This is a genomic window from Gaiella occulta (assembly GCF_003351045.1).
GTDB lineage: Bacteria > Actinomycetota > Thermoleophilia > Gaiellales > Gaiellaceae > Gaiella > Gaiella occulta.
In genome coordinates, this window is the sequence record NZ_QQZY01000001.1 from 341,635 (window position 1) to 358,047 (window position 16,413).

General features: G+C 72.9%; 17 protein-coding genes. 9 read left to right on the top strand and 8 right to left on the bottom strand.

All coding sequences use genetic code 11. The features are described from left to right. Positions 1–13 precede the first annotated feature (13 nt). On the bottom strand, positions 14–394 hold the full coding sequence (locus Gocc_RS01705; protein WP_114794796.1) for a VOC family protein: 381 nt from the start codon (positions 392–394) through the stop codon (positions 14–16). A gap of 74 nt (positions 395–468) precedes the next feature. Between Gocc_RS01705 and Gocc_RS01710 the strand changes: the two genes are divergently transcribed. Further along, complete coding sequence (locus Gocc_RS01710) at positions 469–1,572, top strand: aminotransferase class I/II-fold pyridoxal phosphate-dependent enzyme (protein WP_114794797.1); 1,104 nt, start codon at positions 469–471, stop codon at positions 1,570–1,572. Between the two features lie 23 nt (positions 1,573–1,595). Beyond that, positions 1,596–2,519 (top strand): alpha/beta hydrolase, encoded by a 924-nt coding sequence (locus tag Gocc_RS01715; protein ID WP_114794798.1) that lies wholly within the window; start codon positions 1,596–1,598, stop codon positions 2,517–2,519. 61 nt (positions 2,520–2,580) lie between these two features. Here Gocc_RS01715 and Gocc_RS01720 read toward each other — a convergent pair whose 3' ends face one another. Next, the gene (locus tag Gocc_RS01720; RefSeq protein ID WP_114794799.1) at positions 2,581–3,471 is read right to left on the bottom strand and encodes a DMT family transporter; all 891 of its coding nucleotides are present in this window, start codon (positions 3,469–3,471) and stop codon (positions 2,581–2,583) included. Beyond that, complete coding sequence (locus tag Gocc_RS01725; RefSeq protein WP_181813283.1) at positions 3,468–4,340, bottom strand: DMT family transporter; 873 nt, start codon at positions 4,338–4,340, stop codon at positions 3,468–3,470. Before Gocc_RS01725 ends, Gocc_RS01720 begins: the two co-directional genes overlap by 4 nt. A gap of 99 nt (positions 4,341–4,439) precedes the next feature. On the opposite strand from Gocc_RS01725, the gene purL reads away from it, so the two are divergent. From purL to purH, 5 genes are read left to right on the top strand one after another with little or no spacing between them, the layout of a single operon-like run. Then, entirely contained in the window at positions 4,440–6,542 is a 2,103-nt protein-coding gene (purL, locus tag Gocc_RS01730) for a phosphoribosylformylglycinamidine synthase subunit PurL (protein ID WP_114794801.1), read from the top strand. Continuing rightward, a complete protein-coding gene (gene purF, locus Gocc_RS01735) occupies positions 6,542–7,930 on the top strand; it encodes an amidophosphoribosyltransferase (protein WP_114794802.1) in 1,389 nt (462 codons plus the stop codon). The genes purL and purF overlap by 1 nt, the downstream gene beginning before the upstream one ends. Before the next feature lie 45 nt (positions 7,931–7,975). Continuing rightward, entirely contained in the window at positions 7,976–8,935 is a 960-nt protein-coding gene (gene purM / locus Gocc_RS01740) for a phosphoribosylformylglycinamidine cyclo-ligase (RefSeq protein WP_181813284.1), read from the top strand. After that, on the top strand, positions 8,920–9,474 hold the full coding sequence (gene purN, locus Gocc_RS01745; RefSeq protein ID WP_114794804.1) for a phosphoribosylglycinamide formyltransferase: 555 nt from the start codon (positions 8,920–8,922) through the stop codon (positions 9,472–9,474). Before purM ends, purN begins: the two co-directional genes overlap by 16 nt. Beyond that, positions 9,471–11,006 (top strand): bifunctional phosphoribosylaminoimidazolecarboxamide formyltransferase/IMP cyclohydrolase, encoded by a 1,536-nt coding sequence (gene purH, locus Gocc_RS01750; RefSeq protein ID WP_114794805.1) that lies wholly within the window; start codon positions 9,471–9,473, stop codon positions 11,004–11,006. The genes purN and purH overlap by 4 nt, the downstream gene beginning before the upstream one ends. Positions 11,007–11,023: 17 nt before the next feature. On the opposite strand, the gene Gocc_RS01755 is transcribed toward purH, so the two are convergent. After that, positions 11,024–11,290: a hypothetical protein gene (locus tag Gocc_RS01755; RefSeq protein WP_147281152.1), complete on the bottom strand. Its 267-nt coding sequence runs from the start codon at positions 11,288–11,290 to the stop codon at positions 11,024–11,026. Between the two features lie 130 nt (positions 11,291–11,420). Between Gocc_RS01755 and Gocc_RS01760 the strand changes: the two genes are divergently transcribed. After that, the gene (locus Gocc_RS01760; RefSeq protein ID WP_114794807.1) at positions 11,421–12,833 is read left to right on the top strand and encodes a cystathionine beta-synthase; all 1,413 of its coding nucleotides are present in this window, start codon (positions 11,421–11,423) and stop codon (positions 12,831–12,833) included. On the opposite strand, the gene Gocc_RS01765 is transcribed toward Gocc_RS01760, so the two are convergent. Continuing rightward, positions 12,830–13,714, bottom strand: coding sequence for an EamA family transporter (locus tag Gocc_RS01765; protein ID WP_114794808.1), 885 nt, complete (start codon positions 13,712–13,714; stop codon positions 12,830–12,832). The genes Gocc_RS01760 and Gocc_RS01765 overlap by 4 nt on opposite strands. Positions 13,715–13,767: 53 nt before the next feature. Between Gocc_RS01765 and Gocc_RS01770 the strand changes: the two genes are divergently transcribed. Beyond that, a complete protein-coding gene (locus Gocc_RS01770) occupies positions 13,768–14,022 on the top strand; it encodes a hypothetical protein (protein ID WP_114794809.1) in 255 nt (84 codons plus the stop codon). A 22-nt stretch (positions 14,023–14,044) separates the two neighbouring features. Here the strand turns inward: Gocc_RS01770 and Gocc_RS01775 are convergent, their stop codons facing one another. From Gocc_RS01775 to Gocc_RS01785, 3 genes are all read right to left on the bottom strand, one after another. Next, entirely contained in the window at positions 14,045–15,049 is a 1,005-nt protein-coding gene (locus Gocc_RS01775; RefSeq protein ID WP_114794810.1) for an adenosine deaminase family protein, read from the bottom strand. Between the two features lie 157 nt (positions 15,050–15,206). Further along, positions 15,207–15,608 carry a GtrA family protein gene (locus tag Gocc_RS01780; RefSeq protein ID WP_114794811.1) on the bottom strand — a complete coding sequence of 134 codons (402 nt, stop codon included), beginning with the start codon at positions 15,606–15,608 and terminating at the stop codon, positions 15,207–15,209. 3 nt (positions 15,609–15,611) lie between these two features. Then, positions 15,612–16,364 (bottom strand): polyprenol monophosphomannose synthase, encoded by a 753-nt coding sequence (locus Gocc_RS01785; protein ID WP_114795134.1) that lies wholly within the window; start codon positions 16,362–16,364, stop codon positions 15,612–15,614. Positions 16,365–16,413 lie beyond the last annotated feature (49 nt).

The following is a 16,413-nucleotide window of genomic DNA, read 5'->3' on the forward strand; positions in this document are numbered from 1 at the left end:
TCGCGAGACCGGCCTAGGTGTCGCCGCGCTCGATCAGCTCGATGCGGTAGCCGTCCGGATCGCGCACGAAGCAGAGCAGCGAGCCGCCCTCGCGGATCGAGTACGGCGGCCGCTCCGGCTCGATCCCCTGCTCGGCGAGACGGGCGAGCGTCTCTTCCATGTCCCCGACCGTGAGCGCGATGTGACCGTAGCCGGTGCCGGGCTCGTAGGAGTCGACGCCGAAGTTGTACGTCAGCTCGAGCTCCGGCAGCGGCTTGCCCGGCACGCCGAGGAAGTAGTTGACGGCCTCCTCGCGGATCGGCAGCTCGCGCCGCTTCTCCAGCCCGAGCGCCTCGTAGAACGCGATCGACTTCTCCGGATCGGTGATGCGGTAACAGGTGTGGATGAGTTCCATCGCCGCAGCTTAGCCCGGATCCTTCGCGCGGCCGGCCGGGTGAAGGATCCGGGACGGCCTGCCATGATCGGCGCGTGCACCTCGCACCGTTCCGCATCGAGCAGTACTACGCCCGTCACGAGTTCACCGCCCGGTACATGCTCTCCTCGAGCGACGCCGAGTCGGTCGCCGTCGCCGACGTGCTGGCCCTCGAGCCGGGCGCGGCCGACCGGCTCTTCGCGCTGCGGCTCGGCTACACCGAGTCGCCCGGCGCGCCCGAGCTGCGGGCGGCGATCGCGATGATCTACGAGCGCATCGCGCCCGAGGACGTCGTCGTCTGCGCGGCGGCGGAGGAGGCTATCTTCGCCGCCTACCACGCGCTCCTGCAGCCGGGCGACCACGCCGTCGTCGAGACGCCCTGCTACGAGTCGGCGCTCGAGCTGGCCCGCTCCACCGGAGCAGACGTGACGGAGTGGCGACGCTCCTTCGCCGACGGCTGGGCGCACGACCTCGACGCGCTCGAGCGCGCTCTGCGGCCCCATACGCGGCTCGTCTACGTCAACACGCCGCACAATCCGACGGGCACGTCGATGCCGCGGTCCGTGCTCGACCGGATCGTCGAGCTGTGCGCCGAGCGCGGCGCCTGGCTGTTCTGCGACGAGGTCTACCGCGAGCTCGAACACGACCCGGCGCAGAGGCTGCCAGGCGCATGCGATCTCTACGACCGCGCGCTCTCGCTCGGCTCGCTGTCGAAGACGTACGGTCTGCCGGGCCTCCGGCTCGGCTGGCTCGCATCGTGCGACCGGGACGCGCTGCGGCGCATCATCGACCTGAAGCACTACACGACGATCTGCTCGAGCGCCCCCAGCGAGCTGCTGGCGACGGTCGCGCTGCGCCATCGCGACGTGCTCGCCGACCGCAACCGGTCGATCGTCGCGGCGAATCTCCCCCTGCTCGACGCCTTCTTCGAGCGGCGCGGCGACCGCTTCGCGTGGGTGCGCCCGAGCGCGGGCCCGATCGGCTTCCCGCGCGTGCACGGCGTCGACGAGACGGCGGCGCTCTGCGAGCGGCTCGTCGCCGAGACCGGCGTGCTGCTGCTCCCCGGCGGCGTCTACGACGAGCCGGGGCACGTGCGGGTGGGCTTCGGCCGCGCGAACCTGCCGGAAGCGCTCGCGCTGCTCGACGGCTGGCTCGGCTGAGCGCGCTCCGCTACGGTCGCACCGTGCGCGGCAGACCGGTCATCGTCCTCGCGGCCGCGCTGTCGGCCCGGCAGGCGATGCGGCGGCTGTCCCACCGGTACGGCCGGCCGCCGCGGCGGCCGCTTCCCGGTCGGCAGCCGCCGGCGGATGCCGTCGACGTCGCCGTGCGGGTGAACGCCCGCACCGTGCGCGGCTGGTTCCTCCCGTCCGCGCCTGCCTGCGTGCCGGGCCCGGCCGCGCTCGTCATGCACGGCTGGGGCTCGAGCGCGGCCGACATGCTTCCGGCGGCCACGCCGCTACGGGACGCGGGGCTGCGCGTGCTGCTGCTCGACGCGCGTTGTCACGGCCGCAGCGACGACGACGAGTTCGCGTCCATGCCACGCTTCGCGGAGGACGTCGCCGCGGGCCTCGCCTGGCTGCGCCGCCACCCGGACGTGGACTGCTCCCGGATCGTCCTCGTCGGCCACTCCGTCGGCGCCGGGGCGTGCCTGCTCGTCGCCTCCCGCGATCACGGCGTGGCAGCCGTCGTCTCGATCGCCTCGATGGCCCACCCCGAGGTGTTCATGAGGCGCACCCTGCGCCGGCGCCTGCCCGCGCCGCTGACGCGGCTCGCGCTCCGCTACCTCGAGCGTACGATCGGGCAGCGCTTCGACACGTTCGCGCCCGTCAACACGATCGGCCGCGTGCGCTCGCCCGTGCTCCTCCTGCACGGAGGCCGGGACACGACCGTGCCGGTCGAGGATGCGTACGCGCTGCAGGCGCGCGCAGGCGGGCGCGCGCGGATCCACGTGGTGCCGGCAGCAGACCACGGGGGCAGCGACGCGCTTGCGGAGGCCGCGCCGGCGCTGCTCGCCTTCCTGCGGGACGCGCGTGTCGTCGACGACTCCGCGGACGCATCCGGGCTCGAGCGGCGCGGTCAGTCCAGGTCTTCCTCCACGAGCCGGTGACGCACGCCGTCGAGCGCGACCACGAACAGGCCGAAGGCATCGGGCCCCGCCTGCGATCGCTCTATCTCCACCGCCGCAGGTGCAGCGCGCCCGACCCGAGCGCCACGCCCAGCAGGATCAGAGCCAGCCCGCCGAGCGCGGCGGCCGTGATCGTCTCGTCGAGGAGCAGCGCGCCGTAGACCAGCGCGATGCCGGGCATCAGGTAGGTGACCAGGCTGAGGCGCCGGGCGCCGAACAGCGCGATGACGCGGAAGAGGATCAGTTGCGCGAGCGCGGTGCCGGCGAGCGCGAGCGTCAGCAGCGACGCGATCGCGCCCGCGGTCGGGAGCGAGCGCGGCGGCTGCGCGACGGCGAGCGGCAGCAGCATGATCCCCCCCACCAGGATCGACCCGGTCGCCAGCACGGGCCCCGGCGTGCCCTTGATGCGCAGCTGCCCGTAGATCGCGGCCGAGGCGTAGAAGACGGATGCGAGCACGACCGCGAGCGTGCCGGCGACCGCCCACGCATCACCCTCGGGCGCGACGCCGGCCACGAGGCCGACGCCGACGAGACCGAGCGCGACGCCGGCGATGCGGGTCGCGCCGATGCGCTCGTGCGGCAGGAAGCGCAGCCCGATCAAGAGGGAGAAGATCGGCACCGTCGCCTGCGCGATCGCCGCCACGCTCGAGTCGATGTGCTTCTCGCCCCAGGCCACGAGCCAGAACGGCAGCGCCGCGTTGAGCGCGCCGAGGACGACGGCCGCCCGCCACGAGCCGAGCAGCTCGCCGAACGCGAAGCGGCGGCCCTGCGTCCACACGAGATAGGCGAGCAGCACCGCCGCCGCGATCAGCGAGCGTGCCGCCATCAGCGCGCCGGGCGAAAAGCCTCCCTCCACCCCGACCTTGATGAACAGGTACGAGGCCCCCCATGCGGCGGCGAGCACGAGGATCAGCGGCCAGTAGCGGCGGGTCATCGTGCGCGGGCCCTCGCCGCGCGCATGCGGCCGGTTGCGAGCGCGGTGCCGCCGAGCACGAGCGCCAGCCCGGCCAGCGCCGTCGCCGTCAGCGCCTCGTCGAGGAAGACCCCGCCGTAGACGAGCGCGAAGGCCGGCACGAGGTAGGTGACGAGGATCGCCCTGGAGGCGCCGGCGCTCGCGATGATCGCGAAGTAGAGCAGGTAGGCGATGCCCGAGCCGAGCACGCCGAGTGCCGCGACGGCGAGGAGCACCCTCGCCTGCGGCAGTCCCGGCGGCAGCTGTGTGACGCCGAACGGCGCGATCAGCACGGCGGCGCACGCCAGCTGGCCGATCGACACCTGCAGCGGCGGCAGCCCGCGCACCGTCCGCCCCGCGTAGAGCACCGACACGGCGTAGCACAGCGCCACCCCGATCACCGCGAGCGCGGCCGTCAGCTCGCCGCCGCGCTGGACGCCCACGAGCAGCGCGACACCGACGAAGCCGACCGCGACGCCGAGCAGGCGCACACCGCTCACCGTCTGCGTGACGTCGATGCGGGAGGCGAGCAGCACCGTGAAGATCGGCGCCGCCGCCTGGATCACCGCGGTGAGGCCCGAGTCGAGCCGCGTCTCCGCGAAACCGAGCAGCCAGAACGGCACCGCGTTGTTGAGCGCGCCGAGCACGACGAGCGGGACGAGCCGGCCGCGCAGCGGCGCGAGCCCACCGCGGCCCGGGAGGAGCGGCAGCAGCACGAGCGTCCCGACCACGAGCCGGCCGAGCACGACGACCGACGGCTCGAGCGCGTCCACGCCCAGCTTGATGAAGAGGAACGACGATCCCCAGATGGCGGAGAGGAGGAGCAGGAGGAGGGCGTCGCGTCGACTCACGGCTCGTCGAGGGTAAACGCGCCGGCCGGCCGGCGCGTGAGGTGCCGTCGCCCGTGCGGAGCCCGCGGGCAGCGCCGACGCCGCCGCTAGGATGTCGTCCTGAGCTCTGTCGCGGAACAGCCACTCCACCGCCGGCTCGGCCTCACGGACGGGGAGTACGACCGCATCGTCGAGCTGCTCGAGCGCGAGCCCAATCACTTCGAGCTCGCCGTCTTCTCGCTGCTGTGGTCGGAGCACTGCGGGTACAAGCACTCGGCGCTGCTGCTCGAGCGCCTCCCCAGCGAAGGCGCGCGTGTGCTCCAGGGGCCGGGCGAGAACGCGGGCGTCATCGACCTCGGCGACGGCCTCGCGGTCGCGTTCAAGGCCGAGAGCCACAACCACCCGTCCGCGGTCGAGCCCTTCCAGGGCGCGGCGACCGGCGTCGGCGGAATCCTCCGCGACGTCATCGCGATGGGCGCCCGTCCGGTCGCGCTGCTCGACGCCCTTCGCTTCGGGGCCCCCGACGACCACTTCTCGCGCGCGGTCGGCGGCATCGGCGCCTACGGCAACGCCGTCGGCGTCCCCACCGTCGGCGGCGAGGTGGTGTTCGACGACGTCTACGCGTCCAACTGTCTCGTCAACGCGATGTGCGTCGGCCTGCTGCCCAGCGAGCGGCTCACGCGGGCGAAGGCCGGTGAGGCCGGAGCGCTGCTCGTCCTCTACGGCGCCACCACGGGCCGCGACGGGATCGGCGGTGCGTCCGTGCTCGCAAGCCAGGAGCTCGGCGAGGAGTCGGCCGACAAGCGCCCTTCCGTGCAGGTGGGCGATCCGTTCACGGGCAAGCGGCTGATCGAGGTGTCGGTCGAGCTCGTCGAGCGCGGACTCGTGCTGTCGCTGCAGGACTGCGGCGCCGCCGGCCTCGCCTCGTCGCTCTCCGAGATGGCAGCCGACTTCGGCATCGACGTCCACCTCGACCGCGTGCCCCGTCGCGAGGAGGGGATGGAGCCATGGGAGATCATGATCTCCGAGTCGCAGGAGCGGATGGTCGCGATCGTGGCGCCCGAGCGCCTCGCGGAGGCGGAGGCGGTGATAGACCGCTGGGAGCTGCATCGGGCGGTGATCGGCGAGGTGACCGAATCCGGCAGGCTGCGCGCCCTCTGGCACGGCGAGGTGGCCGGCTCGATTCCCGCACGGCACCTCACGGCCGGCTGCCCGCGCTACGCCGTCGCGCGCGTCCCGCGCGAGGCTCCCGCCGAGGTGGCGGTCGACGGAGCGCCGCCGACCGCGCAGGCGCTGCTGGAGCTGATCGGCTCGGACGCGCTGCGCTCCCGCGCCTTCGTCTACCGCCGCTACGACCAGCTCGTGCAGTCGCGCACGGTGCGCCGGCCGGGGCTCGACGCCGCCGTGCTGCGGCTGCGGCCCTCCTTCCGGGGTCTGGCCGTCACCCTCGACGGCACGGGGCGGATCGGGTCGCTCGATCCGTTCACGGGCGGGGCGCTCGCGATCCTCGAGGCCGCGCGCAACGTCGCCTGCGCGGGCGCCGAGCCGCTCGGCTTCACCGACTGCCTCAACTTCGGCAACCCCGAGAAGCCCGAGGTCGCCTGGCAGCTCGCCGAGGCGATCGAGGGGATCGCGCAGGCGTGCCGTGCGCTCGGGCTGCCGGTCGTGTCCGGCAACGTGTCGCTCTACAACGACACGGACGGCCGCTCGATCCACCCGACGCCCACGGTCGGCTGCGTCGGCCTCGTCCCCGACGTGCGCCGCGTTCCCGGCGCCTGGAGGGAGGGCGACGCGATCCTCGTCGCCTCCGCCGGCACCCCGGCGCTGCCCGGCTCGGAGTACCAGGCGCGCTACGGCATCCCCTCCGGCACGCCGGCCGCGCTCGACCTCGCGGCCGAGGCGGAGCTCGTCCGCTTCGCCGCCGCGGCGGCGCCCCGCTGCTCGCTCGCCCACGACGTGGCCGAGGGCGGTCTCGCGGTCGCTCTCGCCGAGGCCGCGGTGCACTCCGGGATCGGGGCCCGTCTCGACCTTCCCTCCGCAGCCGCGGCGCTGTTCGGCGAAGGGCCCGGCCAGGTGATCCTCGCCATGGCTCCGGAGCAGGTCGAGATCGACCCGCTCGGATCGTCCGTCGGCGTGCGGCGCATCGGCGAGGTGGGAGGCAGCAGCGTGCTCGGTGTGCCGCTCGCAGAGCTCCGGGCCGCCTGGGAGGGGGGGAGCCGCTGATGTGCGGCGTGTTCGGCATCCGCTCGATCGAGCGCGACGTGGCGCGGCTCTCCTACTTCGCCCTCTTCGCGCTGCAGCACCGCGGCCAGGAGTCGGCCGGCATCGCCGTCTCGGAGGGTGGGCGCCTGACGGTGCTGCGCGACATGGGCCTCGTGGCCCAGGTGTTCAACGAGCAGCAGTTGCAGGCGCTCCCCGGCGAGGTGGCGATCGGGCACACCCGCTACTCGACGACGGGCGGCGCGCACTGGTCGAACGCGCAGCCGCTCGTCCACCACGGCCGCGCCCGCACCGTCGCGCTCGGGCACAACGGCAACCTCACGAACCCCGGGATGCTCCGCGACGAGCTCGTCGCGGACGGGATCCGGCTCGGCTCCACGTCCGACACCGAGGTGATCGCCGCGCTCGTCGCCCGCGACCCCGCGCCGCTGCCCGAGGCGGTGGCAGCGACGATGCGCCGGCTCGAGGGCGCATACTCCGTCGTGGCACTCGTCGACGAGACGCTCGTCGCCTTCCGCGACGCGAACGGCATCCGGCCGCTCTCCCTCGGCCGCATCGGCGACGACTGGGTCGTCGCCTCCGAGACGTGCGCCCTCGACCTGATCGGCGCCGAGGTCGTGCGCGACGTGCGCCCCGGCGAGGTTCTCTGGGTGGACGCGAACGGCCTCCACACCGCGCAGGCGCTGCCGGAGGGGCGGAGCGCGCTCTGCGTCTTCGAGCACGTCTACTTCGCGCGCCCCGACTCGCGACTGGCCGGCACCGAGGTGCACTCGGCGCGCGTGCGCATGGGCATGCGGCTCGCCGAGGAGGCGCCCGTGGCCGCGGACGTCGTGATGCCGATCCCCGACTCGGGCACGCCGGCCGCGATCGGATTCGCCAAGCGCTCGGGCATCGCGTACGACGAGGGGCTGATCAAGAACCGCTACGTCGGGCGCACGTTCATCCAGCCCGACGAGGAGCTGCGCCGGCAGGGCATCCGGTTGAAGTTCAACCCGCTCGACGAGATCTCCGGCCTGCGCTGCGTGATCGTCGACGACTCGATCGTGCGCGGCAGCACGATGCGCGCGCTCGTGCAGATGCTGTTCGACGCGGGCGCCGCCGAGGTGCACGTCCGCATCTCGTCGCCGCCGGTCGTCTCGCCGTGCTTCTACGGCATCGACATGGCCGACGAGGATCAGCTCGCCGCGGCGCACCGGTCGGTCGACGAGATGCGCGAGCTCGTCGGTGCCACCTCGCTGCACTATCTGTCGGTGGCGGGCATGCAGTGGGCGACGCGGATGCCCGGCTCGTCGGTCTGCCGTGCCTGTTTCACGCGCGAGTACCCGACGCGCCTGCCCGAGCAGGGGAACCTCGCCAAGATGCGCTTCGAGCCGGCCTCCGCGTCCGCCTGAGCGAATCCCCCACCTGCGCGCCGCGCCATCGTCTACGCTCGTCGGGTGCCTGCCGAAGAGCAGACGTACGCTGCCGCGGGGGTTTCGCTCGCCACCGCCGACGCGATCGTCGAGCGCCTGCGTGGCGCCGTCTCGTCGACCCGAACGTCGAATGTCGAGGGCGCGTTCGGCGCATTCGCCGGACTGTACGCGCTCGACGAGCGCCGCCTGCTCGCCGCCAGCACGGACTCCGTGGGATCCAAGCTCGTGCTCGCCCGCAGGGCCGGCCGGCTCCGCTCCTGTGGCGCGGACATCGCCGCGCACGGGATCAACGACGTGCTCACGACGGGCGCCGACCCGCTGTTCTTCCTCGACTACGTCGCCGCCAGCACGATCGACCCGGAACAGGTCGCCGACCTCGTCGACGGCGCCGCCGACGTCTGCCGCGCGGCCGGCTGCGCGATCCTGGGAGGCGAGACGGCCGAGCTGCCGGGCATCTACCGCGAGGGTGAGATCGACTTCTGCGGCACCGTCGTCGGCGTCGTCGACCGCGATCGCCTGGTCGACGGCTCGCGGATCGCCGACGGCGACGTCGTCGTCGGGTTCCCGTCCACCGGCATCCACTGCAACGGCTTCTCGCTCGTGCGCCGGATCGTCGGCGACGGCCCGTTCGACGCCGACCTGCTGCTGCCGCCCACCGCCTGTTACCTCGACGGCGTGCGCGCGCTGCGCTGCCGCGCCGACGTGCGCGGACTGGCCCACGTGACGGGCGGCGGCATCGCGGGTAACCTCGCGCGCGTGCTTCCCGAGGGTCTCGGTGCCGTCGTCGACCCGGACGCGTGGACGCGGCCCGCGGTGTTCGGATGGCTCGCGCAGAGCGGGGTGTCCGAGGACGAGCTGCGCCGCGTGTTCAACATCGGCATCGGCTACTGCGCCGTCATCCCCGCCGCCGAGGCGACCGCCGCCGATCTCGTGATCGGCCGTATCGAGAGCGGGGTGGAGGGCGTCGCATGGAGCGACAGGTGATCGGCGTTCTCGTCAGCGGCTCCGGCTCCAACCTGCAGGCCCTCCTCGACGCCGGCCTGCCCGTGAGCGCGGTCGCGGCGAACCTCGAGGGCGTGCCCGCGCTCGAGCGCGCGGCGCGGGCCGGCGTCGCGCACGCCGCCTTCCCGCTCGACGCGCACGTCGACCGGGCCGCACGGGACCTGGCGATGGCGGACTGGCTCGTCGCGCAGGGCGTCACGCTCGTCGTCTGCGCCGGCTACATGCACCTTCTCACGCCGGCGTTCCTCGACCGCTTCCCGGGGCGCGTCGTCAACGTCCACCCGGCGCTGCTGCCGTCGTTTCCGGGAGCGCACGCCGTCGCCGACGCGCTCGCCGCCGGTGTCGCGCAGACAGGGGCGACCGTTCACCTCGTCGACGCGGGCGTCGACACGGGCCCTGTGATCCGCCAGGAGCCGGTGCCGGTCCTGCCCGGCGACACGCCCGAGACGCTGCACGCGCGCATCCGCGCCGTCGAGCAGCGACTGCTGCCGCAGGTCGTGAAGGAGCTCGTCGGGGCATGAGGCGCGCGCTGCTGTCGGTGTACGACAAGACCGGCGTCGCCGCGTTCGCCGAGGAGCTGCGACGCCTCGACTTCGAGCTCGTCGCGAGCGGCGGCACCGCGACGCTGCTCGCAGGCGAGGGGATCCCCGTCACGCCCGTGGAGGAGCTGACCGGCTTCGCGGAGATGCTCGGGCACCGGGTCGTCACGCTCCACCCGGCGCTCCACGGCGCCGTCCTCGCGCGCCGCGACCTCCCCGAGGACATGGCCGACCTCGCGCGGCACGGCATCGCTCCGATCGACCTCGTGTGCGTGAACCTGTACCCGTTCGAGCGGACGGTCGCCCGCCTCGACGTGAGCTGGGACGAGGCGATCGAGCAGATCGACGTGGGAGGGCCCGCGCTGCTGCGGGCCGCCGCGAAGAACCACGCGCACGTGATCCCCGTCTGCCGGCGCGACGACTACGAGCCCGTGCTCGCGGAGCTGCGCGCCGGCGGCGACGTCGCAGCCGGCACGCGGCGCCGGCTCGCGGCGCGGGCATTCGCCGTGACGGCCGCCTACGACAGCGCCGTCACCGCCTGGCTCGCCGGCGACGAGCGATTTCCCGAGACGATCGTGCCGGCCTTCGACCGCGCTCTCGAGCTCGCATACGGCGAGAACCCGCACCAGCGTGCCGCCTACTACGCCGAGCGCGGCGCGCGCACCCACCTGCTCGCGCGCGTCGAGCAGGCGCACGGCCGCCCCCTCTCGTACAACAACCTCAACGACCTCTCGGCCGCCCGGCTGCTCGCCCGCGAGCTCGAGAGCCCCGCCTGCGTGATCGTCAAGCACGCGAACCCGTGCGGCGTCGGCGTCGCGCAGACGATCGAGGAGGCGTACGAGAAGGCGCTCGCGGCCGACCCGGTCTCGGCCTACGGGGGCGTCGTCGTCCTCACGCATCCGGTCAGCGCCGCGCTCGGGGAGCGGCTCGCCGAGCAGTTCGTCGAGGTGCTGTTCGCGCCCGGCTACGACGCCGTGGCGATGGAGGCCCTCGTGCAGAAGCCGGCGACGCGGATCCTCAACGATCGCGAGCGTCGCGGCTTCGATCCGACGGAGCGCGACCTGAAGCGGGTGCTCGGCGGGCTGCTCGTGCAGGACCGTGACGGCGAGCCGGATCCGCTCCACGAGATGGAGATCGCTGTCGGCAGCGTCTCGCCCGAGCAGTGGGACGACCTGCTCTTCGCCTGGACGGTCGTCCGGCACGTGACCTCGAACGCGATCGTGATCGCGCGTGGCGGCATGACGCTCGGGATCGGTGCCGGCCAGATGAGCCGTGTCGACGCCGTCCGCATCGCCGTCGAGAAGGCACGCGAGCACGGCCACGACCTCACCGGCGCGGTGCTCGCATCGGACGGGTTCTTCCCCTTCGCCGACGGGCCGGCGCTGGCGCTGCGGGCGGGCGTGACGGCCGTGATCCAGCCGGGCGGCTCCAGGCGCGACGCCGAGGTCGAGGCCGCGGTGGAGGAGGCCGGCGCCGCGATGGTGCTCACGGGGCGCCGGCACTTCCGGCACTGACCAGGCGCGCCCGCCGGCTACTCGTCGCCCGTGTCGAGGCGGCGGCGGAGCAGCTCCCGGGCGTCCTCCACGGCGATCGTGCGGCCCGCGTCGAGAGCGTGTCGCAGGTCGAGCAGCAGCGAGGCCAGCTCGGGCCTGCCGTCGAGCTCTGCCTCCACGCGGGCGAGCGCGCAGCCGCGATCCCAGAACGGGCACGTCTCGCCGGGGCAGCGCCGAGCGTGCCCCTCGGCGATGAGCTCGATCGTACAGAGCTGCCGGTGACCGGGCGCGTCTTCGGGTGCCACGACCGCGATCGTGCCCTCGCCCGGCGAGCGCCGCCATCGGTCGCTGCACGGATCGCGCTGCGGAAAGCTACGGAGCGCCCGCGACTCGCGTGAAAGCAATTCTGCGTCTGCGGCGACTAGTGTTCCCGCGATGGGCCGCACCTACCCGACTCTGCTCGATCTCGTCGGCGGCACGCCGATCGTGCGCCTCGACCGCTTCGGCCGCGACGTGCCGCCGCAGCTCCTCGCCAAGCTCGAGCTCCTCAATCCCGGCGGCTCCAACAAGGACCGGATCGGGCTCGCGATGATCGAGGCGGCGGAGCGCGAGGGCAAGCTCCGACCCGGCGGCACCATCGTCGAGCCGACCTCCGGGAACACGGGCGTCGGCCTCGCCATCGCCGCGGCGCAGAAGGGCTACCGCTGCATCTTCGTGATGCCGGACAAGATGAGCCAGGAGAAGATCTCGACGCTGCGCGCCTACGGCGCCGAGGTGGTGATCACGCCGACGGCGGTCGACCACGACTCTCCCGAGTCGTACTACTCCGTCTCCGACCGGCTCGCAGAGGAGATCCCGGGTGGGTTCAAGCCCGACCAGTACTCGAACGCGGCGAACCCGGAGGCGCACTACCGCAGCACGGGCCCGGAGATCTGGGAGCAGACGGACGGCGGCGAGATCGACGCGATCGTCATCTCCGTCGGCACGGGCGGCACGATCTCCGGCGTCGGCCGCTACTTCAAGGAGCGCAAGCCCGAGGTGCTGATCGTCGGCGCCGACCCGGAGGGCTCGGTCTACACCGAGGACGCCGAGCATCCGACGCACCCGTACCTCGTGGAGGGGATCGGGAAGGACACGTGGCCCGAGACGATGGACGCGGCGGTCGTCGACGAGTGGGTGCGCGTGTCCGACCGCGACTCGTTCCTCACGGCGAGGCGGCTCGCCCGCGAGGAAGGGCTGCTCGTCGGCGGCTCGTGCGGCTCGACCGCGTGGGCCGCGCTCCAGGTCGCCGGCAGGATGGGACCAGGCGCCCGGGTGCTGATGCTGCTGCCCGACGGCGGCCGCTCCTACCTGTCGAAGTTCTACGACGACAACTGGATGATCCAGTACGGGTTCATGGAGCGCAGCGCCCCCGTCCCCACCGTCGACGAGGTGCTGCGCTTCAGGCGCGGCGAGGGGTCCGAGCTGCCGGACCTCGTCACGATCGAGTCGGCGAAGAAGGTCGGCGCCGCGATCGACCTCATGCAGCGCTACGGCATCTCGCAGCTCCCCGTCGTGCGGCAGGAGCCGGCGGCGGCCCTGACCGACATCGTCGGATCGATCCAGGAGCGCAGCCTGCTCGACCGCGTGTTCAAGAACCCCGACGCGCTGAACGAGGACATCGCGGTGGCGATGCAGCCGCCGCTCGCGATCGTCGACGCGCGCGCTTCGCTCGACGAGGTGTTCTCGGCCCTCTCGGGCCCCGCCGCCGCGGTCGTCGTCGCGGCCGGCGGCGTGCCCGCCGCGATCCTGACGCGCTCCGACCTGCTCGAGTTCCTCGCCCATCAGCGCATGCAGGTGGAGGGCTAGGAGCGGCTCTCGCGTCTCACGGTCGCGAACACGGCGGCGAGCACGATCAGCGCCCCGAGCGCCGTCGTGACGGTCAGCTTCTCTCCCAGCAGCAGGGCACCGAGCGCGATCGCCACCAGCGGATTCACGTACTGGTGCGTGACGACCTGGGAGATGGGCGCGTTGCGCAACAGCCAGGCGTAGGCGCTGAAGCCGACGAGCGAGCCGAACACGACGAGATAGCTCCATGCGGCGATCGACTGTGCGGAGATCGCGTCGACGCGGACGTCGCGGCCCTCGCCGACGGCGAGCGCGAGAACGCACAGCATGGCGCCGCCGACCAGCATCTCGTAGAAGGTCGTCACGAACGCGTCCGCCGGCAGGGAGAGCCGGCGCGAGACGAACGAGCCGGTCGACCAGGACACCGTCGCGGCGAGCATCAGCGTGAGCCCGATCGCCGTCGACCCGCCCGTGACGCCCTCCGGCACCACGATCAGGGCAAGCCCGGAGATCCCCACGGCGGCGCTGATCCGGGTCGCAGACGCGACGCGCTCACGGCTCGCCGTACGCATCGCGATCACCTGCAGCGGTACCGACCCGGCGATCATCGCGGCCACGCTCGAGTCGATGCGCGTCTCGGCCAGCGTCACGACGCCCACCCCGAGCGTCAGCAGCGCGATCCCGAGGCCGCCTGCCGCGAGCGCCTGCCGCACCGGGACACGCAGCGACGCGCCCACGGCGACGAGGATCCCGGCGAGGATCAGCGCGGCGAGCAGGAAGCGGAGGCCGGCCGAGAGCAGAGGCGGCAGTGTCCGCACCGAGACCTTGATCGCGAGGTAGGTCGACCCCCAGACGAGGTAGACGATCCACAGGGCCGCCCACAGTCTCCATCCGCGTGCCATCGCCCCTGTTGTAACGAAGGACGGGGCCGAGACCGTGAGGTACAGTCGCCGCCATGGGAATGCTGGATCGCCTGCGCCGCTGGATCTGGAAGGCCGAGGAGGCCTCGAACGAGCTCGAGTACACGGCGATCGAGGCGATCGACCGGGCCGAGGCGGTCGTCGACGAGCACACCGGCGGTCGCGTCGGACGCGCGCTCGAGACGGTCGAGGAGGAGTCGCGCGAGTTGCTCGAGCGCCTCCATCTCGACGGCCCCGGCGAGTCTGCGGTCGAGGCGGACGACGGCGCCGCCGGCCAGGCGGACCGCTGAGCGCCGGGGAAGCCGGCCGGGCTCACGTCCGGCCGATGAAGCTCGCGGCGTGTCCGCGCGCGTTCGCCCGTGCAAGCTCCTCGGCCGAGAGCGCGCCGATGCGCTCGAGCAGCTCCAGCTCGTCGCGCAGGTGCGTCCGCATCATCTCGGGGCCGTCGGTGGCGATCGTGAACGGGACATCGTGCCGCGCGAACGTCCGCAGCGTGTCGCGGAGCGCCTCTTCGTCGGGCAGCGCCTTCGTGAGGAGGTTCGAGGTGGGGCAGATCTCCAGCACGACGCCGGCGTCGCGGAGCAGCGCCATCAGCCGCGGGTCGGCCGCGGCGAGGATGCCGTGGCCGATGCGATCGGGCCGCAGGCGCTCGACGACCTCGCCGAGCTCCTCGCGGCCCATGTCGCCGCCTTCCTCGCCGACGTGGATCGTCACCCCGAGACCGGCCGCGCGGGCCGCCTCGACCATCGGCGCGGCCTGCGCGTAGTCGTAGCGGCGCCCGCCCGGACGCGGGCCGGCGAGGTCGACGCCGACGATGCCGCGCGGCGCCCATCTGATCGCCTTCTCGACGATGATCTCGTTCTGGCGCGCGTCGAAGGTGCGGTCCATCATCAGGATCAGCCCGGCCCGCACCTGCGGGTACTCGAGGCTCGCCAGGTCGAGCCCGCGGATCGCGGCGAGGATGATGTGGTCGAGGTCGCGCTCGCCGCCGCGGTTGCGCTTCATCGGGTTGAAGCGCAGCTCGAGCGTCGTGATCCTCTGCGAGCGGTAGGCGCCGCCGATCGCCGCGTGCACCGAACGCTCGACCGCGAGCGGCGAGGACTGGATCAGCTCCGTCCAGTGGTAGACGGCGTCGAGCGCGTCGAGGTTCTCGACCCCGCGCGGGTCGGAGACGGTGACGAGCCGGTCGAACTCCCAGAAGTCCTTCACCGGCAGGGCGATCCCCTGCTCGTGCGCGAGGCTCCAGAGGATGTCGGAAGCGACGGAGCCGCCGAGATGGGTGTGAAGCTCGGCGAGGCCCTCGTCGGCGGCGATCATCCCGCACACTCTATGCGGAGCCCGCGCTGCCTCCTGCCCGTCGCTTCCTCCGCCGCCGGCGCCGACGCCGTCTCGGGCGTTCAGCGCTGGGATCCCGTGCCGGCACTACGACGGTCATAGCGGTGCCGTCTCAGCGCCTACGACCGCGAATGCGGAATCAATCGTCCAGAGGACGCGGGCGGCCGCGGAACGACCAGGCTCTGTTGGCGGTGAAACTCAGCGGCATGACGATCATGACCGCCAATGCTTGTGCCTCGACCGCCCTGAGCCCGAGGGCCGTGAGTGCGGTCAGCATGAGCAGGCCGGCGCCGCCCACGGCGACGGAGACGGCGAGGAAGCGAAGTCCCTGCCGGGCCACGCTGCCGCGCCTCGCTCGGAACGTCCAGAGGCGGTTCCACGTGTAGTTGCTCGCGGCGGCGGCCAGGAACGAGCAGCTTGCGGCCGGCAGCCTGTTCATGCCGGCGAGCTGCAGGAGCGTCGCGTAGACGGCGATGTTGATCACGTAGCCGCTCGAGCCTACGAGCGAGAACTTCGCGAGCTGGGCCGCGTGCGTGCGCATCGCTCAGAGCCGCCCTGCGAGTGCCGCCAGACGCAGGGAGGGCACCGTGCGGAGTGCCTCGAGCAGGATCGTCCAGCTCATCTTGGAGCCGCCGGCGGCTCGGTCGGTGAAGGTGATCGGCTGCTCGACGACGTGGAAGCCGGCGTGGTGTGCGCGGTAGGTGAGCTCGATGTTGAACGCGTAGCCCTTCGAGTGGATCGCGTCGAGGGCGACTCGTTCGAGGACTTCGCGCCGGACGCACTTGAAGCCGGCGGTTGCGTCGCGCACCGGCAGGCCCAGGATCGTCCGTGCGTAGAGTGAGCCGCCGCTCGAGATCAGCCGCCGGCCGAGGGTGCGGTTGTCGATGCCGCCGGCGGCTGAGCGCGAGCCGAGGACCACGTCTGCTTCCTGGGCGGCCGCGATCAGGCGGGGAACGTCGTGGGGGTCGTGCGAGAAGTCGCAGTCCATTGTCAGGACGAGCTCGGCGCCCAGTTCGAGCGCGCGGCGGAAGCCGGCAAGGTAGGCGGGGCCTAGCCCCTCCTTGCGGCGCCGGTGCAGGACCTCGACCCGGACGCGGCCGACCGACGCGGCCAGCCGCTCAGCCAGCTCGCCGGTGCCGTCCGGTGAGTTGTCGTCGATCACGAGGACGAGATCGTCGCGTCCGAGCGCGTCGCCGAGCGCGCGCAGCATCGGCTCGATGTTCTCGCGCTCGTTGTAGGTCGGCAGGCAGATGAGCGCGCGCACAGCACGTTTCCCGGGCCGGGGCTCGGCGCTCATCACGAGGGCGGGGAGCAGGGGCGGCCGGGCGGCGTCGTCGCCTGGCCGG

Bases quoted from the DNA above. Each gene is read 5' to 3' on its own strand.
- Gocc_RS01705 (WP_114794796.1), bottom strand. From the start codon at position 394: ATGGAACTCATCCACACCTGTTACCGCATCACCGATCCGGAGAAGTCG.
- Gocc_RS01720 (WP_114794799.1), bottom strand. From the start codon at position 3,471: ATGACCCGCCGCTACTGGCCGCTGATCCTCGTGCTCGCCGCCGCATGG.
- purF (WP_114794802.1), top strand. From the start codon at position 6,542: ATGTGCGGCGTGTTCGGCATCCGCTCGATCGAGCGCGACGTGGCGCGG.
- purN (WP_114794804.1), top strand. From the start codon at position 8,920: ATGGAGCGACAGGTGATCGGCGTTCTCGTCAGCGGCTCCGGCTCCAAC.
- purH (WP_114794805.1), top strand. From the start codon at position 9,471: ATGAGGCGCGCGCTGCTGTCGGTGTACGACAAGACCGGCGTCGCCGCG.
- Gocc_RS01760 (WP_114794807.1), top strand. From the start codon at position 11,421: ATGGGCCGCACCTACCCGACTCTGCTCGATCTCGTCGGCGGCACGCCG.
- Gocc_RS01765 (WP_114794808.1), bottom strand. From the start codon at position 13,714: ATGGCACGCGGATGGAGACTGTGGGCGGCCCTGTGGATCGTCTACCTC.
- Gocc_RS01770 (WP_114794809.1), top strand. From the start codon at position 13,768: ATGGGAATGCTGGATCGCCTGCGCCGCTGGATCTGGAAGGCCGAGGAG.
- Gocc_RS01775 (WP_114794810.1), bottom strand. From the start codon at position 15,049: ATGATCGCCGCCGACGAGGGCCTCGCCGAGCTTCACACCCATCTCGGC.
- Gocc_RS01780 (WP_114794811.1), bottom strand. From the start codon at position 15,608: ATGCGCACGCACGCGGCCCAGCTCGCGAAGTTCTCGCTCGTAGGCTCG.
- Gocc_RS01785 (WP_114795134.1), bottom strand. From the start codon at position 16,364: ATGAGCGCCGAGCCCCGGCCCGGGAAACGTGCTGTGCGCGCGCTCATC.